At 63.1% G+C, this 19,691-nt stretch carries 33 protein-coding genes; 2 read left to right on the top strand and 31 right to left on the bottom strand.

Going from position 1 to position 19,691, the window contains the following annotated elements; genetic code table 11:
* Nucleotides 1–145, top strand: a 145-nt coding sequence (locus IVA91_RS16090) for a porin (protein WP_247279377.1), incomplete at its 5' end; no start/stop codon positions are given.
* 41 nt (nucleotides 146–186) lie between these two features.
* Here IVA91_RS16090 and IVA91_RS16085 read toward each other — a convergent pair.
* A complete protein-coding gene (locus IVA91_RS16085; RefSeq protein WP_018647266.1) occupies nucleotides 187–564 on the bottom strand; it encodes a helix-turn-helix domain-containing protein in 378 nt (125 codons plus the stop codon).
* 123 nt (nucleotides 565–687) lie between these two features.
* Between IVA91_RS16085 and IVA91_RS16080 the strand changes: the two genes are divergently transcribed.
* Nucleotides 688–1,701, top strand: coding sequence for a zinc-binding alcohol dehydrogenase family protein (locus tag IVA91_RS16080; RefSeq protein WP_247458966.1), 1,014 nt, complete (start codon nucleotides 688–690; stop codon nucleotides 1,699–1,701).
* A 50-nt stretch (nucleotides 1,702–1,751) separates the two neighbouring features.
* On the opposite strand, the gene IVA91_RS16075 is transcribed toward IVA91_RS16080, so the two are convergent.
* From IVA91_RS16075 to tuf, 30 genes are all read right to left on the bottom strand, one after another.
* Nucleotides 1,752–2,048 carry a DUF1330 domain-containing protein gene (locus IVA91_RS16075; RefSeq protein ID WP_247279376.1) on the bottom strand — a complete coding sequence of 99 codons (297 nt, stop codon included), beginning with the start codon at nucleotides 2,046–2,048 and terminating at the stop codon, nucleotides 1,752–1,754.
* Nucleotides 2,049–2,055: 7 nt separating this feature from the next.
* The gene (locus tag IVA91_RS16070; RefSeq protein ID WP_247279374.1) at nucleotides 2,056–2,844 is read right to left on the bottom strand and encodes an SDR family oxidoreductase; all 789 of its coding nucleotides are present in this window, start codon (nucleotides 2,842–2,844) and stop codon (nucleotides 2,056–2,058) included.
* 424 nt (nucleotides 2,845–3,268) lie between these two features.
* Nucleotides 3,269–3,685, bottom strand: coding sequence for a 50S ribosomal protein L17 (rplQ, locus tag IVA91_RS16065; protein ID WP_247279373.1), 417 nt, complete (start codon nucleotides 3,683–3,685; stop codon nucleotides 3,269–3,271).
* 121 nt (nucleotides 3,686–3,806) lie between these two features.
* Nucleotides 3,807–4,838 carry a DNA-directed RNA polymerase subunit alpha gene (locus IVA91_RS16060; RefSeq protein ID WP_247279372.1) on the bottom strand — a complete coding sequence of 344 codons (1,032 nt, stop codon included), beginning with the start codon at nucleotides 4,836–4,838 and terminating at the stop codon, nucleotides 3,807–3,809.
* A 113-nt stretch (nucleotides 4,839–4,951) separates the two neighbouring features.
* On the bottom strand, nucleotides 4,952–5,341 hold the full coding sequence (gene rpsK / locus IVA91_RS16055; RefSeq protein WP_007603045.1) for a 30S ribosomal protein S11: 390 nt from the start codon (nucleotides 5,339–5,341) through the stop codon (nucleotides 4,952–4,954).
* Nucleotides 5,342–5,464: 123 nt separating this feature from the next.
* Nucleotides 5,465–5,833 carry a 30S ribosomal protein S13 gene (gene rpsM / locus IVA91_RS16050; RefSeq protein WP_247279371.1) on the bottom strand — a complete coding sequence of 123 codons (369 nt, stop codon included), beginning with the start codon at nucleotides 5,831–5,833 and terminating at the stop codon, nucleotides 5,465–5,467.
* Nucleotides 5,834–6,018: 185 nt separating this feature from the next.
* A complete protein-coding gene (locus IVA91_RS16045) occupies nucleotides 6,019–6,888 on the bottom strand; it encodes an adenylate kinase (RefSeq protein WP_247458965.1) in 870 nt (289 codons plus the stop codon).
* A gap of 273 nt (nucleotides 6,889–7,161) precedes the next feature.
* Nucleotides 7,162–8,493: a preprotein translocase subunit SecY gene (secY, locus tag IVA91_RS16040; protein ID WP_247279369.1), complete on the bottom strand. Its 1,332-nt coding sequence runs from the start codon at nucleotides 8,491–8,493 to the stop codon at nucleotides 7,162–7,164.
* A 272-nt stretch (nucleotides 8,494–8,765) separates the two neighbouring features.
* Nucleotides 8,766–9,251, bottom strand: a complete 486-nt coding sequence (gene rplO / locus IVA91_RS16035) for a 50S ribosomal protein L15 (protein ID WP_247279368.1) — start codon at nucleotides 9,249–9,251, stop codon at nucleotides 8,766–8,768.
* A 76-nt stretch (nucleotides 9,252–9,327) separates the two neighbouring features.
* Nucleotides 9,328–9,522, bottom strand: coding sequence for a 50S ribosomal protein L30 (gene rpmD, locus IVA91_RS16030; RefSeq protein WP_011088137.1), 195 nt, complete (start codon nucleotides 9,520–9,522; stop codon nucleotides 9,328–9,330).
* Between the two features lie 25 nt (nucleotides 9,523–9,547).
* Nucleotides 9,548–10,144, bottom strand: a complete 597-nt coding sequence (gene rpsE, locus IVA91_RS16025) for a 30S ribosomal protein S5 (RefSeq protein ID WP_247279367.1) — start codon at nucleotides 10,142–10,144, stop codon at nucleotides 9,548–9,550.
* A gap of 47 nt (nucleotides 10,145–10,191) precedes the next feature.
* Complete coding sequence (gene rplR / locus IVA91_RS16020; RefSeq protein ID WP_007603036.1) at nucleotides 10,192–10,554, bottom strand: 50S ribosomal protein L18; 363 nt, start codon at nucleotides 10,552–10,554, stop codon at nucleotides 10,192–10,194.
* Nucleotides 10,555–10,565: 11 nt separating this feature from the next.
* On the bottom strand, nucleotides 10,566–11,099 hold the full coding sequence (gene rplF, locus IVA91_RS16015) for a 50S ribosomal protein L6 (RefSeq protein ID WP_247458964.1): 534 nt from the start codon (nucleotides 11,097–11,099) through the stop codon (nucleotides 10,566–10,568).
* A 16-nt stretch (nucleotides 11,100–11,115) separates the two neighbouring features.
* Nucleotides 11,116–11,514, bottom strand: a complete 399-nt coding sequence (rpsH, locus tag IVA91_RS16010; RefSeq protein WP_008549240.1) for a 30S ribosomal protein S8 — start codon at nucleotides 11,512–11,514, stop codon at nucleotides 11,116–11,118.
* A gap of 14 nt (nucleotides 11,515–11,528) precedes the next feature.
* Nucleotides 11,529–11,834 carry a 30S ribosomal protein S14 gene (gene rpsN / locus IVA91_RS16005; RefSeq protein ID WP_018647251.1) on the bottom strand — a complete coding sequence of 102 codons (306 nt, stop codon included), beginning with the start codon at nucleotides 11,832–11,834 and terminating at the stop codon, nucleotides 11,529–11,531.
* A 46-nt stretch (nucleotides 11,835–11,880) separates the two neighbouring features.
* Nucleotides 11,881–12,438 (bottom strand): 50S ribosomal protein L5, encoded by a 558-nt coding sequence (rplE, locus tag IVA91_RS16000; protein ID WP_247458963.1) that lies wholly within the window; start codon nucleotides 12,436–12,438, stop codon nucleotides 11,881–11,883.
* On the bottom strand, nucleotides 12,431–12,745 hold the full coding sequence (gene rplX, locus IVA91_RS15995; protein WP_011088142.1) for a 50S ribosomal protein L24: 315 nt from the start codon (nucleotides 12,743–12,745) through the stop codon (nucleotides 12,431–12,433). The genes rplE and rplX overlap by 8 nt, the downstream gene beginning before the upstream one ends.
* On the bottom strand, nucleotides 12,745–13,113 hold the full coding sequence (gene rplN / locus IVA91_RS15990) for a 50S ribosomal protein L14 (protein WP_008549246.1): 369 nt from the start codon (nucleotides 13,111–13,113) through the stop codon (nucleotides 12,745–12,747). The genes rplX and rplN overlap by 1 nt, the downstream gene beginning before the upstream one ends.
* Before the next feature lie 83 nt (nucleotides 13,114–13,196).
* The gene (rpsQ, locus tag IVA91_RS15985; protein ID WP_008549247.1) at nucleotides 13,197–13,445 is read right to left on the bottom strand and encodes a 30S ribosomal protein S17; all 249 of its coding nucleotides are present in this window, start codon (nucleotides 13,443–13,445) and stop codon (nucleotides 13,197–13,199) included.
* A gap of 13 nt (nucleotides 13,446–13,458) precedes the next feature.
* On the bottom strand, nucleotides 13,459–13,665 hold the full coding sequence (gene rpmC, locus IVA91_RS15980; RefSeq protein WP_011088144.1) for a 50S ribosomal protein L29: 207 nt from the start codon (nucleotides 13,663–13,665) through the stop codon (nucleotides 13,459–13,461).
* Nucleotides 13,666–13,670: 5 nt separating this feature from the next.
* On the bottom strand, nucleotides 13,671–14,084 hold the full coding sequence (gene rplP / locus IVA91_RS15975; protein ID WP_018647247.1) for a 50S ribosomal protein L16: 414 nt from the start codon (nucleotides 14,082–14,084) through the stop codon (nucleotides 13,671–13,673).
* A 30-nt stretch (nucleotides 14,085–14,114) separates the two neighbouring features.
* On the bottom strand, nucleotides 14,115–14,840 hold the full coding sequence (rpsC, locus tag IVA91_RS15970) for a 30S ribosomal protein S3 (protein WP_247279364.1): 726 nt from the start codon (nucleotides 14,838–14,840) through the stop codon (nucleotides 14,115–14,117).
* 17 nt (nucleotides 14,841–14,857) lie between these two features.
* The gene (rplV, locus tag IVA91_RS15965; protein ID WP_035729589.1) at nucleotides 14,858–15,247 is read right to left on the bottom strand and encodes a 50S ribosomal protein L22; all 390 of its coding nucleotides are present in this window, start codon (nucleotides 15,245–15,247) and stop codon (nucleotides 14,858–14,860) included.
* A 10-nt stretch (nucleotides 15,248–15,257) separates the two neighbouring features.
* The gene (gene rpsS, locus IVA91_RS15960; RefSeq protein WP_008136357.1) at nucleotides 15,258–15,536 is read right to left on the bottom strand and encodes a 30S ribosomal protein S19; all 279 of its coding nucleotides are present in this window, start codon (nucleotides 15,534–15,536) and stop codon (nucleotides 15,258–15,260) included.
* Nucleotides 15,537–15,548: 12 nt separating this feature from the next.
* Nucleotides 15,549–16,382, bottom strand: a complete 834-nt coding sequence (gene rplB / locus IVA91_RS15955; RefSeq protein ID WP_194467932.1) for a 50S ribosomal protein L2 — start codon at nucleotides 16,380–16,382, stop codon at nucleotides 15,549–15,551.
* Between the two features lie 12 nt (nucleotides 16,383–16,394).
* On the bottom strand, nucleotides 16,395–16,697 hold the full coding sequence (locus IVA91_RS15950; RefSeq protein WP_247279363.1) for a 50S ribosomal protein L23: 303 nt from the start codon (nucleotides 16,695–16,697) through the stop codon (nucleotides 16,395–16,397).
* Nucleotides 16,694–17,314, bottom strand: a complete 621-nt coding sequence (gene rplD / locus IVA91_RS15945) for a 50S ribosomal protein L4 (RefSeq protein WP_018647243.1) — start codon at nucleotides 17,312–17,314, stop codon at nucleotides 16,694–16,696. The genes IVA91_RS15950 and rplD overlap by 4 nt, the downstream gene beginning before the upstream one ends.
* 1 nt (nucleotide 17,315) lies before the next feature.
* On the bottom strand, nucleotides 17,316–18,029 hold the full coding sequence (gene rplC, locus IVA91_RS15940; protein ID WP_247279362.1) for a 50S ribosomal protein L3: 714 nt from the start codon (nucleotides 18,027–18,029) through the stop codon (nucleotides 17,316–17,318).
* Between the two features lie 52 nt (nucleotides 18,030–18,081).
* Nucleotides 18,082–18,390: a 30S ribosomal protein S10 gene (gene rpsJ, locus IVA91_RS15935; protein WP_002712302.1), complete on the bottom strand. Its 309-nt coding sequence runs from the start codon at nucleotides 18,388–18,390 to the stop codon at nucleotides 18,082–18,084.
* 87 nt (nucleotides 18,391–18,477) lie between these two features.
* Nucleotides 18,478–19,668 (bottom strand): elongation factor Tu, encoded by a 1,191-nt coding sequence (gene tuf / locus IVA91_RS15930; RefSeq protein WP_211406468.1) that lies wholly within the window; start codon nucleotides 19,666–19,668, stop codon nucleotides 18,478–18,480.
* Between the last annotated feature and the right edge of the window lie 23 nt (nucleotides 19,669–19,691).

Here is a 19,691-nt window from a genome sequence, read left to right as displayed (position 1 = left end):
GCTCAACTGGTACGTCAACGGCAACGTCCGCTTCATGCTCGACTACCTGCACGGAACTGTGTCACGGCAGGCCTCGCCGATCTCGACCGCCGATGTCGGCTCGAAGTTCGACGCCGTCGCGATGCGCACACAGTTCGCGTTCTGAGGCAATCTCATCCGGGAGCAGAACGATCCGCTCCCGGATGTTTACGCCGCGCGCTTCGGCTTCTTCACCACGACCGGCGGCGGCGCACAGGACAGCCGCTGCTGGTGGCTCTCGCCCCAGGCCTTCAGGATGTCGATGACTGGCTTGAGGCTCTCGCCGAGTTCGGAGAGGCAATACTCCACGCGCGGCGGCACCTCCGCATAGACCTTCCGAATCACGAGCTTGTCCTCCTCCAGCGCGCGAAGCTGCTTGGTCAGCATGCGCTGGGTGATGCCGGGCATCCGGCGGCGCAATTCGCCGAAGCGCTGGGTGCCGCTCTGGAGGTGGTAGAGGATGACACCCTTCCACTTGCCGTCGATCAGATCCAGCGTCGCCTCGACCGAGCAGCCGGGGCGCCGGGCAAAATTGCGCCGTTTCATGCGTGTTTTCCCGATAGTATCCAAACAGGGACTATATCCCCAAATTTACAGTACTTGCCAAATCGGGGCCAGAGCGACAGTTAGGGCGGCGGGCGAACAGAAGCCATCTGATGGAGACAAGCCATGAAGGCCGTCGGCTACAAGAAATCGCTTCCGATCGAGGACGCGGATTCACTCATTGATTTCGAGACCGCAAAACCCGAGCCCGGAGGGCGCGACATCCGCGTCGCCGTGAAGGCGATTTCGGCCAACCCGGTCGACTACAAGGTGCGCAAGCGCGCCACCCCGTCCGAGGGCGAGATCAAGATCCTCGGCTATGACGCGGCGGGCGTCGTCGATGCCATCGGTCCCGACGTCACGCTGTTCAAGCCAGGTGATGAAGTGTTTTACGCTGGTTCTATTCTGCGTCAGGGCACCAACTCGGAATACCACCTGGTTGAGGAGCGCATCGTCGGCAACAAGCCGAAGAGCCTGTCGTTCGCGCAAGCGGCCGCCCTTCCCCTCACCTCCATCACCGCATGGGAGCTTCTGTTCGACCGTCTCGGCGCAGTACCCGGCAAGAGCGTCGATATGCGCACACTGCTGATCACTGGTGGCGCCGGTGGCGTCGGCTCGATTCTGATCCAGCTCGCCCGCCGCCTCACTGGCCTCACGGTGCTCGCGACCGCGACGCGGCCGGAGTCGCAAAAATGGTGCCTCGATCTCGGCGCCCATGCGGTGATCGACCACGGCAAGCCGATGAAGGAGCAGATCGAGAGCTTGAGGCTGCCGCCGGTCGCGTTGGTCGCAAGCCTCACCTTCACTGACCAGCACTACAAGGCGATCGCTGAGTTCATGGCACCGCAGGGCAAGTTCGGCCTGATCGACGATCCGCAGGAATTCGCCATGAGCACATTCAAGGGCAAGGCGATCTCGGTGCACTGGGAGTCGATGTTCACGCGTTCCTCGTTCCAGACCCCCGACATGATCGCGCAGCATCATCTGCTCAATGACGTCGCCGACCTCATCGACAAGGGCGTGTTGCGCACCACGCTCGACCAGACCTTCGGCACCATCAATGCGGCCAACCTCAAGCGCGCGCACGCGCTGCTCGAAAGCGGCAAGTCACGCGGCAAGATCGTGCTGGAGGGGTGGTAGCGGCTCCGGCGTCGGTGCGTAGGGTGGGTTAGCCGAAGGCGTAACCCACCCTACGTTTCCGCCACGCCTTCGACGAACATCAGCCGCCGCTCCAGCGCCGTCTGCCGCACTCTTAGCGCTTCGGCATATTCCGTTGAAGCGTACCATTCCTTCAGCCTCGCCATCGACGGAAATTCGACGATGACGATAGCCTTCGGTGGAAGATTACCTTCGGCCAGTTCAGCCTTGCCGCCGCGGACCAGATAACGCCCGCCGTATTGCGCAATCGTCTTCGCGGCCAGCGTACGATAGGCTTCAAATTCATCGGGATCGCGCATCTCGACTTCGGAAATCACATAGGCTGTCATGCCGGCCTCACGCAATGGTGTTGACGATGCCGCCTTCCGCCCGCAACGCCGCACCGTTGGTCGCGGATGCTTCCTTGGACGCGACATAGACCACCATGTTGGCGATCTCGTCGACGCTGGCGAAGCGTTGCAGCAGCGAACTCGGGCGATGCTGCCTGACAAAATTGGCGGCGGCCTCTTCCACCGACTGTCCGTTCTGCCCAGCGAGATCCTTAACGAAGGTCTCGACGCCCTCGGACATGGTCGGGCCGGGCAGCACGGAATTAACTGTGACGCCGGTGCCGCGAGTGAGCTGCGCGAGGCCCCGCGCGACCGAGAGCTGGGCCGTCTTACTCATGCCGTAGTGAATCATCTCGACGGGAATGTTGAGTCCGGACTCCGAGGAGATGAAGACGATGCGGCCCCAATTGCGCTTCAACATGCCTTTCATATACGCCCGCGACAGACGGACGCCGCTCATCACGTTGACTTCGAAGAAGCGACTCCAGTCCTCGTCGGGAATCTCGAAAAACTCCTTCGGCTCGAAGATGCCGGCATTGTTGATGAGGATGTCGATCTCGGGAAGCGCCGCCACGAGCGCCTCGCAGCCTGCCGCCGTTGAGACGTCGGCGGCGATGCCACGGATCTTGGCGCCGGTCTCTTCCAGCTTGCGGACGGCGGCATCGACCTTGTTCCGGCCGCGGCCGTTGATCACGACGCTGGCGCCCGAAGCGGCAAGGCCCTTGGCGATGGCGCGGCCGATGCCGGCAGTGGAGCCGGTCACCAGCGCGGTTTTTCCCGAAAGGTCGATGTTCATGCGTTATCTCCATTGAGGTTGGTGGAGATATGTGCCCCGCGTGCCATCGCAATCACCGCTCACCGACGCGTGAGTACCAACGGCCACAACACGGGAATCTTAGGGCGCGCAAAGCGAAAGCGTGCCATCATTCAGAGTGCTCGCGAAGCTTTCTGCAGCGTTCGGTGCGAAACGCACGGTCGCCGAATTCTGCAGATCCGGGTCGGGCGTCTTCCAAACTTCGGAAGAGACATCCACATGCACAAGCCACGTTCCGCGGCTATCGTAGGGCTTGCTGCTGATCCTCCGATGGCTTTGATCGAGCTCCTTCGGATTCCCGCTGCTCCAAAAAAGCGAAGCTCCACCCTTCCGGCGCTCGAAGCACGGCACGGAAAAAAAGCGGCGCCCGAGGGCGCCGCTTTCAAATTTCGTACTGCCGAAAGGCTTACGCCGCCTCGGCTTCCTTTTCCTGCACCGGACCAGAATCCTGGCCCTTGGCATCGACGTCGCGATCGACGAACTCGATTACGGCCATCGGGGCGTTGTCGCCGTAGCGGAAGCCGGCCTTGATGATGCGGGTGTAGCCGCCCTGGCGGTCCTTGTAGCGGGTCGCGAGCGTATCGAAGAGCTTCTTGACCATGTCGAGGTCGCGCAGCTCCGCGATCGCCTGGCGGCGCAGCGACAGGCCGCCCTTCTTGCCGAGGGTGACGAGCTTCTCGACGATCGGGCGGAGCTCCTTGGCCTTGGGCAGCGTGGTGACGATCTGCTCGTGCTTGATCAGCGCAGCCGCCATGTTAGCGAACATCGCCTTGCGATGCTCGGCCGTGCGGTTGAGCTTCCGATGAACCTTGCCGTGACGCATGTGTTTATTCCTTACGTATGAACTGCCGCGACGGTTCGTCGGACAAGTTGCTCAGGTGGGCTTCCTGCGTTCGCCCATGAAAATCGTGGCCGGATGTCTCCGGCCACGACGGTGAAGTCGATCAGTAGTGATCCTCGAAGCGCTTGGCGAGCTCGTCGATGTTCTCCGGCGGCCAGCCCGGCACTTCCATGCCGAGGTGCAGCCCCATCTGGGCCAGCACTTCCTTGATCTCGTTCAGCGACTTGCGGCCGAAGTTCGGGGTGCGGAGCATTTCCGCTTCGCTCTTCTGCACGAGATCGCCGATGTAGACGATGTTGTCGTTCTTCAAGCAGTTGGCCGAACGCACCGAGAGCTCGAGCTCGTCCACCTTCTTGAGGAAAGCCGGGTTGAAGGCGAGGTCCGGGATGATCTCCTGGGCAACTTCCTTGCGCGGCTCTTCGAAATTGACGAACACGTTGAGCTGATCCTGGAGGATGCGCGCGGCGTAGGCCACGGAATCATCCGGCGAGATCGCACCGTTGGTCTCGATCGTCATGGTCAGCTTGTCGTAGTCGAGGATCTGACCCTCGCGGGTGTTCTCGACCTTGTAGGAGACTTTGCGGACCGGCGAGTACAGGCTGTCGACCGGGATCAGGCCGATCGGCGCGTCCTCGGGACGGTTGCGCTCGGCGGGCACGTAACCCTTGCCGGTCGAGACCGTGAACTCCATGCGGATCTCCGCACCCTCGTCGAGGGTGCAGATCTGGAGGTCCGGGTTGAGCACGGTGACGTCGCCGACGGTCTGGATATCGCCAGCGGTGACGACGCCCGGGCCCTGCTTCTTCACGACCATGCGCTTGGGGCCCTCGCCCTGCATCTTGATCGAGATGTCCTTGATGTTGAGCACGATGTCGGTGACGTCCTCACGGACGCCAGCGATCGAGGAGAACTCGTGCAGCACGCCGTCGATGTGCACCGACTGCACCGCCGCGCCCTGGAGCGAGGAGAGCAGGATGCGCCGCAGCGCGTTGCCGAGGGTCTGGCCGAAGCCGCGCTCGAGCGGCTCGGCGACGATGGTCGCGAAACGGTTCGAGTCGCTGCCAGGCGTAACCTGGAGCTTGTTCGGTCGAATCAGTTCTTGCCAATTTTTCTGGATCGTCACTGTTTCACCCATACAGGCCAGTCAATTTGAAAAACTCAAATACTGGCGTTGGAGAAAGGCCGCGGATGATTCCCGCGGCTTCGCAAAAAAAACATCGCGAGCGCCGACGCGCTCGCAATTTCGTATTAAACGCGCCGACGCTTCCGGGGACGGCAACCGTTGTGCGGGATCGTGGTCACGTCGCGGATCGAGGTGACGGTGAAGCCCGCGGCCTGGAGCGCGCGGAGCGCCGATTCGCGGCCCGAACCGGGACCGGCCACTTCGACTTCCAGCGTGCGCATACCGTGCTCCTGCGCCTTCTTGGACACGTCCTCGGCTGCAACCTGCGCGGCATACGGGGTCGACTTGCGCGAGCCCTTGAAGCCCATCGTGCCGGCGGAAGACCAGGCAATCGTGTTGCCCTGCGCATCCGTGATGGTGATGGTCGTGTTGTTGAACGACGAGTTCACATGCGCGACGCCGGAGGCGATGTTCTTGCGCTCACGACGGCGAACGCGGGTGGCTTCCTTGCCCATTGAGTCCCTTTCCTGACGATCTCAAACGCCGCCGTAATGCCAGCGGCTACACCTGTGGAACGAAAGGCGCGTGGCGAACGGGTCATCCCCCGTTCACCACACGCCGCGATTGGCTGCGAAAACTTACTTCTTCTTGCCGGCGATGGCCTTCGCCGGGCCCTTGCGCGTGCGCGCGTTGGTATGAGTGCGCTGACCGCGCACCGGCAGACCGCGACGATGACGCAGGCCGCGATAGCAGCCGAGGTCCATCAGACGCTTGATGTTGATACCGACCTCACGACGCAGATCGCCCTCGACGAGATAGTCGCGGTCGATCACTTCGCGGATCTGGAGCACTTCGGCGTCGCTGAGCTGATTGACGCGACGATCCGCGGGGATCTTCACCTTCTCCAGGATCTCACTGGCGATCTTCGGGCCGATGCCATGGATATACTGGAGCGCGATCAGCGCGCGCTTGTTGGTGGGAATGTTCACGCCGGCAATACGGGCCACGGCCTTCTCTCCTATCGCCGATCCTCGTCAGGATCGGGCTTTAAGTGCTTGTGTTCTCGGGCAGGTGTTCACAAACGCGAACACGACGCCCACCCCCGGTCTTCCTGGGGCCCGGCATCGTCTGAAACTATCCGACTTGGATGCGGGGCTTATTAGGGGATTCCGGGGGCGCTCGTCAACCGCTGCTAGCGTTTGGCTCGCTTTTTCGTGACCTTTTTTGCGGCCTTTTTGGCACCCTTCTTGACGGCCTTCTTGGCAGTCTTCCTGGTCGCCTTCTTTGCTGTCTTCCGGGTGGCCTTCCCGGCGCTCTTCAGGGCTTTCTTGGCGGCCTTTTTAGCGGAATTGGCCGCCTTTTTGGCCGTTTTTGCCGGCTTTTTGGCCGCTGTCTTCGCTGCCTTGGCCTTCTTGGCCGGCGCAGCCTTGGCCGCGCTGCGGGCATGCGTCTTGCCGTGGGTCTTGGGCTCGACCGCCCCGAGCGCCAGGAGCTGGCGGTGGATGGCACGGGTGACCTCGTCGATGGCCATCATGCCGTCGATGGTCGAGAGCTTCCGCCGCTCGGAATAGTAGTGAATCAGCGGTTCCGTCTGGCTGCGGTAGCTGGCGAGGCGCTTGGTCAGGACCTCCGGGGTGTCGTCGACCCGGACCTCCTCCCCGCGCTCGCGCATCTGGGCGACGCGGGTCTCGACGCGGTTCAGGAGTGCGCTCTCGTTGACACGCAGCTCGATCACGGCATCGAGCTTGAGATGCTTGCGCTTGAGCAGCTCGTCCAGCGCCTCGGCCTGCGGCACGGTGCGTGGGAAACCGTCGAGGATGAAACCGTTCTTGGCATCCGGCTGGTCGATGCGGTCGGAGATGATTCCGACCACGACCTCGTCGGGCACGAGGCCGCCACTCGCCATGATCTCCTTGGCCTTCAGCCCGACCGGCGTTCCTGCCGCAACGGCCGCGCGCAGCATCTCGCCGGTCGAGAGCTGGACGATGCCATAGCGCTGCACCAGCAGCTGCGCCTGGGTCCCCTTGCCCGACCCCGGCGGTCCCAGAAGTATAATTCTCATCGGCGTACGCCCCCCGGATTGGTGAGCGATACGTCGCGCACCTGTGTTTGAAGATCAAGGACAGTGCAAACCATAATCGGCGCTGCACCGCTACCCACATCATAGGGGAGCGGATGGGCTGTCGCCAAGAAGGGCTTTGAAATCAGTGATTGTGCTGCTGTGAGAACAGCTCTGCCGATATGACCGAATGGCTGCTGCTGCCGTGCAGGCGCCGCGTGTTGCTGGCGGAGCGAATCGGCGGCGCAATCGCGCCGCCTTCGGGGGACGCTGCGCTTAGCGGCGGCGGCCGCGCAGCTTCGACTTGCGGATCAGGCCTTCGTACTGATGCGCCAGCAGATAGCCCTGCACCTGCGCCACGGTGTCCATGGTGACGCTGACGACGATCAGCAGCGAGGTGCCGCCGAAGTAGAACGGCACCGAGGCGTAGGAGATCAGGATCTCCGGAATCAAGCAGACGATCGCCAGATAAATCGCGCCGAGCACGGTGATGCGTGACAGCACGTAGTCGATATATTCGGCGGTGCGCTCGCCGGGACGGATGCCCGGAATGAAGCCGCCGTGCTTCTTCAGATTGTCCGCGGTCTCGGTCGGGTTGAACACGATCGCGGTGTAGAAGAAGGCGAAGAAAACGATCAGCGCCAGATACATGATCAGGAACAGCGGACGGCCGTGGCCGAGCTGGGTGGTGATCCACTGGAACCATTCCGGTCCGCTGCCGGCGTTGAAGTTCGCCACCGTGGTCGGCAGCAGCAGCAGCGAGGACGCGAAGATCGGCGGGATCACGCCCGAGGTGTTGAGCTTGAGCGGCAGATGTGAGGACTGGCCCTCGAACATCTTGTTGCCGACCTGACGCTTCGGATACTGGATCAGCAGGCGGCGCTGCGCGCGCTCCATGAACACGATGAAGGCGATCACGGCGACCGCCATGATGATGACGACCAGGATCAGACCGGTCGACATCGCACCCTGACGGCCGAGCTCGAGCATATTGGCGAGCGCCGCGGGCAGCTCGGCGACGATGCCGGCGAGAATGATCAGCGAGATGCCGTTGCCGATGCCGCGCGAGGTGATCTGCTCGCCGAGCCACATCAGGAACATGGTGCCGCCGGTCAGTGTGATCGCCGTGGACAGGCGGAAGAATAGGCCAGGCTCGCTGACGACGTTGCCGGCGCCCTCGAGGCCCACCGCGATGCCGTAGGACTGGAACGCGGCCAGGATGACGGTGAGATAGCGGGTGTACTGGTTCAGCGTCTTGCGGCCGGCCTCGCCTTCCTTCTTCAGCGCCTCAAGCTGCGGTGAGACGGTGGTCAGGAGCTGGATGATGATCGAGGCCGAGATATACGGCATGATGTTCAGGGCGAAGATCGCCATGCGGTGGATGCCACCGCCGGCGAACATGTTGAACATGCCGAGGATGCCGCCCGCCTGGGACCGGAACACCTGCTCCCAGATGTTGGGATCGATGCCGGGCAGCGGGATGTAGGTGCCGAGCCGATAAACGAGCAGCGCACCCAGAGTGAACCAGATGCGCTTCTTCAGTTCGTCGGCCTTGGCGAACGCGCCGAAATTGAGATTGGCTGCCAGTTGTTCCGCTGCAGAGACCATCTTGGACTTTCTCCCGCCGCCTGTTGCGCCGTCATGCCCGCGGCCGGGCTACTCTAAAGCGCGATGAGATCAGGATGCCTCACCGTCGCGCTCTAGATTGTCGTTTTCAGCATGATCTTCTCGGAAAACCGCTTCACACTTTGCGTTAACGCGGTCCTTCGGGTCCCGATCATGCTTTAGCGGACGCCGGACATTATCTGGGGCTCGGCTCCGATAAGTCCATCGTCCCGCATGCGTAAAGGCCCGCGAGGCGCGGGCCAATGACGCAGTTGTTACGCCGCCTCGCCTTCTTCCTTGGCAGGGGCGAGGATCTTCACCGAACCGCCGGCCTTCTCGACCGCCGCGATCGCGGTCTTGGAGGCGCCATGCGCTTCGATGTTGAGCTTGGACTTGAGCTCGCCGCGGCCGAGCAGCCGCAGACCGCCCTTGGCGCGGCGCAGCACGCCGCCCTTCACCAGCGCCTCGACGTTCACGACGCTGCCGGCGTCGATCTTCTTGGCATCGACTGCCTCCTGGAGCCGGTCGAGATTGATCTCGGCGAACTCGACGCGGAAGATGTTGTTGAAGCCGCGCTTGGGCAGACGGCGATGCATGGGCATCTGGCCGCCTTCGAAACCCTTGATGCGCACGCCCGAACGCGCGGTCTGGCCCTTGCCGCCGCGGCCCGACTGCTTGCCCTTGCCCGAACCGATGCCGCGGCCGACGCGCATACGCTTCTTGCGCGAGCCGGCGTTGTCGGCGATATCGCTGAGCTTCATCGCCCTTCTCCTTGTGTCTTGCGCACGATCTTCACCGAAAACCGGGTGCCCGCTTTTCGGGATCCTGCGCCGCTTCTTACTTCTCGTCGACGATGCGGACGAGATGGTGAACCTTCTCGATCATGCCGCGAACGGCCGGGGTATCCGGCAGTTCGCTGGTGCGCCCGATCTTGTTGAGCTTGAGCCCGATCAGCGTCGAGCGCTGCGAGTGATGGCGGCGGATCGCGCTGCCGGTCTGCTCGAGCTTGATCGTCTTTGCGGCCTTGGCCATGGGAGTCTACTCCGAAAAGCTTCCGTTAGTCGGCAGTCGCCTCGGCGTCACCGCCGATACGACGGGACTGGAGGGTGGACACCTTGATGTTGCGGCGGGCAGCAACCGAGCGCGGCGAATCCTGATGCTTCAGCGCGTCGAAGGTGGCGCGAACCATGTTGTACGGGTTCGACGAGCCGATCGACTTCGCCACCACGTCCTGGACGCCGAGCGTCTCGAACACGGCGCGCATCGGGCCACCGGCGATGATGCCGGTGCCGGCCGGGGCGGCACGCAGGTAGACACGGCCCGCGCCATGACGGCCGGCGATGTCGTGATGGAGCGTGCGGCCCTCGCGCAGCGACACGCGAGTCAGGTTGCGCTTGGCGGATTCGGTCGCCTTGCGGATCGCCTCAGGCACTTCGCGCGCCTTGCCGTGACCGAAGCCGGCGCGGCCCTTCTGATCGCCGATCACGACCAGCGCTGCGAAACCGAAGCGCTTGCCGCCCTTGACGACCTTGGCCACGCGGTTGATGTGGACGAGCTTGTCGACGAACTCGCTGTCGCGCTCCTCGCGCTCCCTGCGTTCACGTCCGCCGCCGCGTTGATCGCGTCCACCACGTTGTTCGCGTTCAGCTGCCATGGTTTTTCCAATCCTTCAGAGGCTTGCGCCTCAATCCTCAAATTCTGTTAGAAGCTCAGCCCACTCTCACGCGCGGCGTCGGCAAGAGCCTTGACGCGCCCGTGATAGAGATAGCTGCCGCGATCGAACACGACTTCCTTGACGCCCTTCTCGGCAGCGCGCTCCGCCAGCAGCTTGCCGACCGCCTTCGCCGCATCGATGTCGGCGCCGGTCTTGCCGCCGTCCCGCATCGACTTCTCGAGCGAAGAGGCAGAGGCCAGCGTCTCGCCCTTCAGGTCGTCGATGACCTGGGCGTAGATGTGCTTGGACGAGCGGAACACCGACAGGCGCGGACGGCCACCACCGGAGCGGCGCAGCTTCAGCCGCACACTCCGCTTGCGCCGGGCATTCGTAACCTTGGCTTTCGACATGACCGGCTCCGTTACTTCTTCTTGCCTTCCTTGCGGAAGATGAATTCGCCAGCATACTTCACGCCTTTGCCCTTATAGGGCTCCGGCGGGCGATAGCCGCGGATCTCGGCTGCGACCTGGCCAACGCGCTGGACGTCGCTGCCGGTCACCGTGATCTCGGTCGGCTTCGGCACGGTGATCGTGATCCCTTCCGGGATCGGATAGATCACGTCGTGGCTGTAACCGAGCGCAAGCTGCAGGTTCTTGCCCTGCATCGCGGCGCGGTAGCCGACGCCGGTGATCTCGAGCTTCTTCTCGAAGCCCTTGGTGACGCCCTCGACGAGGTTCGCGACCTGAGCGCGAGCGGTGCCGTACAGCGCCCGCGCGCGATTGGTCTCGAACCGCGGCTTGACCTTGATCTCGCCGCTCTCGAGCTTCACCTCGACGTCGTCATGGACGACGAACTGAAGCTGGCCCTTCGGCCCCTTCATCTTGACGGTCTGCCCATCAACGGTCGCGGTAACGCCCGACGGAACCGCTACAGGCCTTTTGCCAACACGTGACATGGATCAAAAATCCTTCTCAGAACACCGTGAAGAGGACTTCGCCGCCCACATTCGCGTCGCGCGCGCTGTGGTCGGCCATAATCCCCTTCGGCGTCGACAACACCGAAATGCCGAGTCCGTTGTTGACCCGCGGCAGAGCCTTCACCGAGGCGTAGACACGACGCCCCGGCTTGGAGACCCGTTCGATCTCGCGGATGACGGGCTCGCCGTCGAAATACTTCAGCTCGATCTCGATCTCGCTGCGGCCCGAGGGATGCTCAAGCGTGGCGTAACCGCGGATGTAGCCCTCGGACTTCAGCACCTCGAGCACGTTCTCGCGCATCTTCGAGCCAGGCGTGGAGACCTTGGTCTTGGAGCGCATCTGCGCGTTGCGGATGCGGGTGATCAGATCGCTGATTGGATCGTGCGTAGACATCTAAACGACCCTCCTTACCAGCTCGACTTGACGAGGCCCGGGACCATGCCCTTGGAGCCAAGGTCGCGCAGCGCGATACGGGACAGCTTGTTCTTGCGGTAGTTCGAGCGGGGACGGCCCGACAGCTCGCAACGCAGACGGATGCGGGTCGCCGACGAGTTGCGCGGCATTTCCGCCAGCTTCAACGTCGCAGCGAAGCGCTCTTCCATCGGTAGCTTCTTGTCGGCGATGATCGCCTTCAACCGCTCGCGCTTGGCGGCGGCGTTCTTCACCATCCGCTTGCGCCGGTTGTTCTTCTCGACTGAACTCTTCTTTGCCATGCTTGGCTCCTGGGTATCCGCGTTTGAGAGGCTTTAGCTCAGCGTCTCACTGCCGGAACGGGAAATTGAAAGCGGTCAACAAGGCCCTCGCCTCTTCGTCGGTCTTGGCCGTGGTGCAGACGGTGATGTCCATACCGCGGGCTTCCGTGACCTTGTCGAAGTCGATCTCGGGGAAAATGATGTGCTCCTTGATGCCGAGCGAGTAGTTGCCGCGGCCGTCGAAGCTCTTCGGGTTCAGGCCGCGGAAGTCGCGGACGCGCGGCAGCGCGACCGTCACTAGGCGATCGATGAACTCGTACATGCGCGCCTTGCGCAGCGTGACCTTGCAGCCGATCGGCTGATTCTCACGCAGCTTGAAGGTCGCGATCGCGACGCGCGAATAGGTCACGATCGCCTTCTGGCCGGCGATCTGGGTCAGTTCGGCAGCGGCGGTCTCGGCCTTCTTGCGATCGTTGACGGAATCGCCAACGCCCATATTTAGCACGACCTTATCCAGACGCGGAACCTGCATGACGTTCTCGTAACCGAACTTCTCGGTCAGAGCCGTGCGGATCTTCCCATCATATTCCGCGCGCAGGCGCGGCGTGTAAGCGGCCTCAGCCATCGATCTCAGCTCCCGAGCTCTTGGCGATGCGGACCTTCTTGCCGTCCGCCAGAATCTTGAATCCGACGCGGGTCGGCTTTCCGTCCTTGCCGACATACGCGATGTTGGACAGTTGGATCGGCGCCTCTTTCGAGATGATGCCGCCCTCCTGGGCCTGCGTCTGCTTCTGGTGACGCTTGACCATGTTGATGCCGCGCACGAGCGCGGTCCCGGCGTCGGGGCGCACCTCGAACACCTCGCCGGTCCGGCCCTTGTCGCGACCGGTCAGCACGACGACCTTGTCGCCCTTGCGGATCTTCGCAGCCATCACAGCACCTCCGGCGCGAGCGAAATGATCTTCATGTGGTTCTTGGCGCGCAGCTCGCGCGGCACGGGCCCGAAGATGCGGGTCCCGACCGGCTCGGCCTGGTTGTTGATCAGGACGGCCGCGTTGCGGTCGAAGCGGATCACCGAACCGTCGGCGCGGCGGATGTCCTTGCGGACGCGCACCACGACGGCCTTCATCACGTCGCCCTTCTTCACCTTGCCACGCGGAATGGCTTCCTTGATCGAGACGACGATGATGTCGCCGATCGTGGCGTAGCGGCGCTTGGAGCCTCCGAGCACCTTGATACACATGACACGGCGTGCGCCAGAATTGTCGGCCACGTCGAGGTTGGTCTGCATCTGAATCATTGATGCACCTCGTCCTCTTCTCTTTGCGCCAGCCCAGCCGGCGCTCAACATTTCCCTGAAGTCGGTCGGCTAAAGCCAACAGATCAGGCGCTTTTCTTGTGCTCGCCCCGGATCACGACCCAGCGCTTCAACTTCGAAATCGGCTTCGATTCCTCGATCCACACCACGTCGCCCGGCTTGAACTGGTTGCTCTCGTCGTGCGCGTGATAGTTCTTCGAACGGCGGATCGTCTTCTTGTAGATCGGGTGCGTGAAGCGGCGGTCGACGCGCACCACGATGGTCTTGGCTTGCTTGTCGCTGACGACCACGCCCTGCAGAGTACGTTTCGGCATCTTCGTAAGCCTCTTACTTCTTCTTCGCGCGCGTCTGCGCGGCGACGGTCTTGATCCGGGCGATGTCGCGCCTAGCCTCGCGCAGGCGCGAGGTGTTCTCGAGCTGCCCAGTGGCGCGCTGGAAGCGCAGGTTAAAGCGCTCCTTCTTCAGGTTCAGGATGGCATCATCCTGCTGGTCGGGGCTCATCGCGCGGATGTCTTCGATCTTCATCTGGGCCATGGGCATTACTCCGCAATGCGCTCGACGAAGCGCGTCTTGATCGGCAGCTTGGCGGCCGCCAGGGTCAGCGCCTCGCGCGCGGTCTGGGTGTTGACGCCGTCGATCTCGAACAGCACCCGGCCCGGCTTGACGCGCGCGACCCACAGTTCCGGCGAACCCTTGCCGGAGCCCATGCGGACTTCGGCCGGCTTCTTCGACACCGGAACGTCGGGGAACACGCGGATCCAGACGCGGCCGGCGCGCTTCATGTGGCGGGTCAGCGCGCGGCGGGCGGCTTCGATCTGCCGCGCGGTGACGCGCTCAGGCTCGGTCGCCTTCAAGCCGTACTGGCCGAAGGCCAACGTCGCGCCCGAAGACGCAACGCCGTGGATGCGGCCCTTATGCGCCTTCCGGAACTTCGTTTTCTTAGGTTGCATCATGGCTTTAAGCCCTCAAATTCCTGTGCTGGCTCAGGCTGCAGCCGAATCGCGGCGCTGACGGCCACCACGATCACCACTGCCGCCCGTCTCGCCTTCGGCCATTCTCTTGTCCTGGGCCATCGGATCGTGCTCGAGGATCTCGCCCTTGAAGATCCAGACCTTGACGCCGCACGTGCCGAAGGTTGTGAACGCGGTCGCAACGCCGTAGTCGATGTCGGCGCGCAGCGTGTGCAGCGGCACGCGACCTTCGCGGTACCACTCCATGCGCGCGATTTCCGCACCGCCAAGGCGTCCCGAGCAGTTGATGCGGATGCCTTCCGCGCCGAGACGCATTGCCGATTGCACGGCGCGCTTCATGGCGCGGCGGAACGCCACGCGGCGCTCGAGCTGCTGCGCAATCGACTCGGCCACCAGCGTCGCGTCGAGCTCCGGCTTGCGGATCTCGACGATGTTGATGACGACGTCGGACGAGGTAATGTCCGCGACCTTCTTGCGCAGCTTGTCGATGTCGGCGCCCTTCTTGCCGATCACCACGCCCGGACGGGCCGAGTGGATGGTGACGCGACACTTCTTGTGCGGACGCTCGATCACGATGCGGGCGACGGCGGCCTGCTTGAGTTCCTTGTGCAGGATCTCGCGGATCTTGACGTCCTCGTGCAGCAGCTTGCCGTATTCCTGCTTGCCGGCGAACCAGCGAGAATCCCAGGTCCGGTTGATGCCGAGACGCAGACCGATCGGATTGATCTTTTGACCCATCGTGTTCTCCTGCGCCTTTAAGCGGCTGCTGCTTCGGCTTCGACCTGACGAACGATGATCGTCAGTTGCGAAAATGGTTTGTAGACACGGCCCGAGCGGCCACGGCCGCGGGCGGCGAAGCGCTTCATCACGAGGCCATTGCCGACGAAAGCCTGCGCCACGACGAGATCATCGACGTCGAGGTCGTGATTGTTCTCGGCATTGGCGATAGCCGATTCCAGGCACTTCTTCACATCGACCGCGATCCGCTTGCGCGAAAACTGCAGGTCAGCGAGCGCGGCAGACGCCTTCCGGCCGCGAATGAGCTGGGCGACCAGGTTGAGCTTCTGCGGGCTTACCCGCAGCATCCGGGCGACCGCCTTGGCCTCGTTGTCGGCGAGGCTCCGTTCGCGCTTAGGTTTGCTCATCGTTTAATCCTCAAGCCTTCTTGGCTTTCTTGTCGCCGGAGTGGCCATGGAAGGTCCGGGTCGGCGAGAACTCGCCGAACTTGTGACCGACCATTTCCTCGTTGACGGCCACCGGCACGTGCTTCTGACCGTTGTAGACGCCGAAGGTCAGGCCGACGAACTGCGGCAGGATCGTCGAGCGACGGCTCCAGATCTTGATGACGTCGTGACGGCCGGACGCGCGCGCGGCATCTGCCTTCTTGAGCAGAGAACCCTCGACGAACGGGCCTTTCCAGACTGAACGAACCATGTCCGGCGTTCCTTACTTCTTCCGCTTGTGGCGGCTTAGGAGGATGAATTTGTTGGTCGACTTGTTGGTGCGGGTCTTCTTGCCCTTGGTCGGCTTGCCCCACGGAGTGACCGGGTGGCGACCGCCCGAGGTACGACCTTCACCACCGCCGTGCGGATGGTCGATCGGGTTCATCGCGACACCGCGGTTGTGCGGCCGACGGCCCATCCAACGCTTGCGGCCGGCCTTGCCGATCGAGGTGTTCATGTGATCCGGGTTCGACACGGCGCCGATCGTGCCGCGGCAACGGCCGTGCACGAGGCGCTGCTCGCCCGAGTTCAGGCGGATGATGACGTAGTCTTGGTCGCGACCGACGAGCTGGGCGTAGGTGCCCGCGGAACGGGCGAGCTGGCCGCCCTTGCCGATCTTGACCTCGATGTTGTGGATGATCGTGCCGACCGGCATGTTGCCGAGAGGCATGACGTTGCCCGGCTTCACGTCGACATAGTTGCCGGCGACGATGGTGTCGCCAACGGCCAGGCGTTGCGGCGCCAGGATGTAGGCCTGCTCGCCGTCCTGATACTTGATCAGGGCGATGAATCCGGTGCGGTTCGGATCGTATTCGAGCCGCTCGACCGTCGCGGGCACGTCGATCTTCTCGCGCTTGAAGTCGACGGTGCGCAGCGTCTGCTTGTGACCGCCGCCGCGGAAGCGCACGGTGATGCGGCCGGTGTTGTTGCGACCGCCCGAGGACTTCTTGCCCTCGGTCAGCGCCTTCAGCGGCTTGCCCTTGTAAAGGGCCGAACGATCGACCATGACCAGCTGGCGCTGGCCCGGCGTCGTGGGATTGAATGTCTTCAGTGCCATCGTCGTACGACCTTACAGACCGGTGGTGACGTCGATCCGGTGACCCTCTTCGAGGGTCACGATCGCGCGCTTGGTGTTCGACTGCGAGCCGAGATTGCCGCGGAAGACCTTGGTCTTGCCCTTGCGGACCAGCGTGTTGACGCTCTTGACCTTGACGTCGAACAGCTTCTCGATCGCTTCCTTGATCTGCGGCTTGGTCGCCTTCGCGGCCACCTTGAACAGCACCTTGTTGTGCTCCGAGGCGATCGTCGCCTTTTCGGTCACGACCGGCGACAGGATCACGTCGTAGTGGCGAGGCTCAATGTTCTTCGTCATTTGAAGCGCGCCTCCAGCGCATCGATGGCGGCCTTGGTCAGAACGAGCTTCTGACGGCGCAGGATGTCATAGACGTTGATGCCCTGGATCGGCAGCACGTCCATGTTCGGGATGTTACGCGCGGCCGCGGCAAATCCGTTGTTGAGCTCGGCACCATCGATGATCAGCGCGTTGGTGAGTCCCAGGCCCGAGAAGTGACCGAGCAACGCCTTGGTCTTGGCGGCTTCCAGCGCGGCCTTCTCGATCACGACGAGATCGCCGTCCTTGGCCTTGGCCGAGAGCGCATGCTTCAACGCGAGCGCGCGGACCTTCTTCGGCAGGTCGGTGGCGTGCGAGCGCACCACCGGGCCGAAGGCACGGCCGCCGCCACGGAACTGCGGCACGCGGGCCGAGCCGTGACGAGCACCGCCGGTGCCCTTCTGCTTGTACATCTTCTTGCCGGTGCGCCAGATCTCGGCGCGGCCCTTGGCCTTGTGCGTGCCGGCCTGGCGCTTGTTGAGCTGCCACTGCACGCAGCGCGCGATGATGTCCTCGCGCGGCTCGAGGCCGAAAATGGCGTCGGAAAGCTGGACCGAGCCGGCTTCCTTACCTTCGAGGGTCGTGACCTTCAATTCCATCTCACGCCTCCTGCGCAGCCGGGGCGACTTCCGCTTCGCCAGCAACCTTGAACTTGCCGGGCTTCGGAGCTTCCTTCGGCAGCGGCTTCTTGACGGCGTCGCGCACGCGGATCCAGCCGCCCTTGGAGCCGGGAACGGCGCCTTCGACGAGGATCAGGCCGCGCTCGACATCGGTCTGGACGACACGAAGATTGAGCGTGGTGATGCGATCGACACCCATGTGGCCGGGCATCTTCTTGTTCTTCCAGGTCTTGCCGGGGTCCTGACGGCCACCGGTCGAACCGATCGAGCGGTGCGAGATCGACACACCGTGCGTGGCGCGCAGACCGCCGAAGTTCCAGCGCTTCATACCGCCGGCAAAACCCTTACCGACGGAGGTGCCGGTCACGTCGACGAACTGGCCGACGACGAAGTGATCGGCCTGGATCTCGGCGCCGACCGGGATCATGGCATCCGCGGTGACGCGGAATTCCTCGACCCGGCGCTTCGGCTCGACCTTGGCGACGGCGAACTGACCGCGCTCGGCCTTGGGCATGTAAACGGTCTTGCGGCTGCCAGAACCGAGCTGGAGCGCGACGTAACCGTTCTTCTCTTCGGTGCGGTGGCCTACGACCTGGCAATTGCCGAGCTTCAGCACGGTCACGGGGATATGTTCGCCGGCCTCCGTGAAGACCCGCGTCATCCCGACCTTTTGTGCGATCACTCCGGAGCGCATCGGCTTGCTTCCTGTTCTTTCTGTCCGCTTGACGCGAACGGGATCCAAAATCTTAGAGCTTGATCTCGACGTCGACACCGGCGGCAAGGTCGAGCTTCATCAAAGCATCGACGGTCTGCGGGGTCGGATCGACGATGTCGAGCAGGCGCTTGTGAGTGCGCATCTCGAACTGTTCGCGGCTCTTCTTGTCGACGTGGGGCGAACGGTTGACGGTGAACTTCTCGATGCGGGTGGGCAGCGGAATGGGTCCGCGGACCTGCGCGCCGGTGCGCTTCGCCGTGTTCACGATCTCACGGGTCGACGTATCGAGGATACGATGGTCGAACGCCTTGAGACGGATACGAATGTTTTGGCCGTTCATTGCCGTGCTTTCTTTGAGTAGAGTGGCGAGTAGCGAGTAGCGAAATAGAACTCCCTATTCGCCACTCACCATTCCCTATTCGCTTGTTTACTCGATGATCGAGGCGACGACGCCGGCACCGACGGTGCGGCCGCCTTCGCGGATCGCGAAGCGGAGCTTCTCTTCCATCGCGATCGGCACGATCAGGTGCACTTCCATCGCGATGTTGTCGCCCGGCATCACCATCTCGGTGCCTTCCGGCAGGTGCACGACACCGGTCACGTCGGTGGTGCGGAAGTAGAACTGCGGACGGTAGTTGGTGAAGAACGGGGTGTGGCGACCGCCCTCTTCCTTGGTGAGGATGTAGGCCTCTGCCTTGAACTTGGTGTGCGGCTTGACCGAACCGGGCTTGGCCAGAACCTGGCCGCGCTCGACGTCCTCGCGCTTGGTGCCGCGGAGCAGCGCGCCGATGTTGTCGCCGGCCTGGCCCTGATCGAGCAGCTTGCGGAACATTTCGACGCCGGTGACGGTGGTCTTCTGGGTCGCGCGCAGACCGACGATCTCGATTTCCTCGCCGACCTTGACGACGCCGCGCTCGACACGGCCGGTCACGACGGTGCCGCGGCCCGAGATCGAGAACACGTCTTCAACCGGCATCAGGAACGGCTGGTCGATCGGACGCTCCGGCTGCGGGATGTACTCGTCGACGTTGCGCATCAGCTCGAGGATGGCGTCGTGGCCGAGCTTCTTGTCGGAATCTTCGAGAGCGGCCAGTGCCGAACCCTTGATGATCGGAATCTTGTCGCCGGGGAATTCGTACTTCGAGAGCAGCTCACGGACTTCGAGTTCGACGAGCTCGAGCAGCTCCGGATCGTCAACCATGTCGCACTTGTTGAGGAACACGACGAGCGCGGGCACGCCGACCTGACGGGCGAGCAGGATGTGCTCGCGGGTCTGCGGCATCGGGCCGTCAGCGGCCGACACGACCAGGATCGCACCGTCCATCTGGGCGGCGCCGGTGATCATGTTCTTGACGTAGTCGGCGTGGCCGGGGCAGTCGACGTGGGCGTAGTGGCGGTTCTTCGTCTCATACTCGACGTGGGCGGTCGAGATGGTGATACCGCGCGCCTTCTCTTCCGGCGCCTTGTCGATCTGGTCGTACGCGGTGAACGTCGCGCCGCCGGTCTCGGCGAGGATCTTGGTGATCGCCGCGGTCAGCGACGTCTTGCCATGGTCGACGTGACCGATGGTGCCGATGTTGCAGTGCGGCTTGTTACGTTCAAACTTTGCTTTGGCCATTTGACTCTCCGTTCAATCGTCAG

The organism is Bradyrhizobium sp. 153 (assembly GCF_023073835.1).
GTDB lineage: Bacteria > Pseudomonadota > Alphaproteobacteria > Rhizobiales > Xanthobacteraceae > Bradyrhizobium.
The sequence above is the reverse complement of the archived record's forward strand: the minus strand, read 5'-3'. Positions and strand labels throughout refer to the sequence as shown.

Bases quoted from the DNA above. Each gene is read 5' to 3' on its own strand.
- IVA91_RS16085 (WP_018647266.1), bottom strand. From the start codon at position 564: ATGAAACGGCGCAATTTTGCCCGGCGCCCCGGCTGCTCGGTCGAGGCG.
- IVA91_RS16080 (WP_247458966.1), top strand. From the start codon at position 688: ATGAAGGCCGTCGGCTACAAGAAATCGCTTCCGATCGAGGACGCGGAT.
- IVA91_RS16075 (WP_247279376.1), bottom strand. From the start codon at position 2,048: ATGACAGCCTATGTGATTTCCGAAGTCGAGATGCGCGATCCCGATGAA.
- IVA91_RS16070 (WP_247279374.1), bottom strand. From the start codon at position 2,844: ATGAACATCGACCTTTCGGGAAAAACCGCGCTGGTGACCGGCTCCACT.
- rplQ (WP_247279373.1), bottom strand. From the start codon at position 3,685: ATGCGTCACGGCAAGGTTCATCGGAAGCTCAACCGCACGGCCGAGCAT.
- IVA91_RS16060 (WP_247279372.1), bottom strand. From the start codon at position 4,838: ATGGGTGAAACAGTGACGATCCAGAAAAATTGGCAAGAACTGATTCGA.
- rpsK (WP_007603045.1), bottom strand. From the start codon at position 5,341: ATGGGCAAGGAAGCCACCCGCGTTCGCCGTCGTGAGCGCAAGAACATC.
- IVA91_RS16045 (WP_247458965.1), bottom strand. From the start codon at position 6,888: ATGAGAATTATACTTCTGGGACCGCCGGGGTCGGGCAAGGGGACCCAG.
- secY (WP_247279369.1), bottom strand. From the start codon at position 8,493: ATGGTCTCTGCAGCGGAACAACTGGCAGCCAATCTCAATTTCGGCGCG.
- rplO (WP_247279368.1), bottom strand. From the start codon at position 9,251: ATGAAGCTCAGCGATATCGCCGACAACGCCGGCTCGCGCAAGAAGCGT.
- rpmD (WP_011088137.1), bottom strand. From the start codon at position 9,522: ATGGCCAAGGCCGCAAAGACGATCAAGCTCGAGCAGACCGGCAGCGCG.
- rpsE (WP_247279367.1), bottom strand. From the start codon at position 10,144: ATGGCAGCTGAACGCGAACAACGTGGTGGACGCGATCAACGCGGCGGC.
- rplR (WP_007603036.1), bottom strand. From the start codon at position 10,554: ATGTCGAAAGCCAAGGTTACGAATGCCCGGCGCAAGCGGAGTGTGCGG.
- rplF (WP_247458964.1), bottom strand. From the start codon at position 11,099: ATGTCACGTGTTGGCAAAAGGCCTGTAGCGGTTCCGTCGGGCGTTACC.
- rpsH (WP_008549240.1), bottom strand. From the start codon at position 11,514: ATGTCTACGCACGATCCAATCAGCGATCTGATCACCCGCATCCGCAAC.
- rpsN (WP_018647251.1), bottom strand. From the start codon at position 11,834: ATGGCAAAGAAGAGTTCAGTCGAGAAGAACAACCGGCGCAAGCGGATG.
- rplE (WP_247458963.1), bottom strand. From the start codon at position 12,438: ATGGCTGAGGCCGCTTACACGCCGCGCCTGCGCGCGGAATATGATGGG.
- rplX (WP_011088142.1), bottom strand. From the start codon at position 12,745: ATGGCTGCGAAGATCCGCAAGGGCGACAAGGTCGTCGTGCTGACCGGT.
- rplN (WP_008549246.1), bottom strand. From the start codon at position 13,113: ATGATTCAGATGCAGACCAACCTCGACGTGGCCGACAATTCTGGCGCA.
- rpsQ (WP_008549247.1), bottom strand. From the start codon at position 13,445: ATGCCGAAACGTACTCTGCAGGGCGTGGTCGTCAGCGACAAGCAAGCC.
- rpmC (WP_011088144.1), bottom strand. From the start codon at position 13,665: ATGGCCCAGATGAAGATCGAAGACATCCGCGCGATGAGCCCCGACCAG.
- rplP (WP_018647247.1), bottom strand. From the start codon at position 14,084: ATGATGCAACCTAAGAAAACGAAGTTCCGGAAGGCGCATAAGGGCCGC.
- rpsC (WP_247279364.1), bottom strand. From the start codon at position 14,840: ATGGGTCAAAAGATCAATCCGATCGGTCTGCGTCTCGGCATCAACCGG.
- rplV (WP_035729589.1), bottom strand. From the start codon at position 15,247: ATGAGCAAACCTAAGCGCGAACGGAGCCTCGCCGACAACGAGGCCAAG.
- rpsS (WP_008136357.1), bottom strand. From the start codon at position 15,536: ATGGTTCGTTCAGTCTGGAAAGGCCCGTTCGTCGAGGGTTCTCTGCTC.
- rplB (WP_194467932.1), bottom strand. From the start codon at position 16,382: ATGGCACTGAAGACATTCAATCCCACGACGCCGGGCCAGCGCCAGCTG.
- IVA91_RS15950 (WP_247279363.1), bottom strand. From the start codon at position 16,697: ATGACGAAGAACATTGAGCCTCGCCACTACGACGTGATCCTGTCGCCG.
- rplD (WP_018647243.1), bottom strand. From the start codon at position 17,314: ATGGAATTGAAGGTCACGACCCTCGAAGGTAAGGAAGCCGGCTCGGTC.
- rplC (WP_247279362.1), bottom strand. From the start codon at position 18,029: ATGCGCTCCGGAGTGATCGCACAAAAGGTCGGGATGACGCGGGTCTTC.
- rpsJ (WP_002712302.1), bottom strand. From the start codon at position 18,390: ATGAACGGCCAAAACATTCGTATCCGTCTCAAGGCGTTCGACCATCGT.
- tuf (WP_211406468.1), bottom strand. From the start codon at position 19,668: ATGGCCAAAGCAAAGTTTGAACGTAACAAGCCGCACTGCAACATCGGC.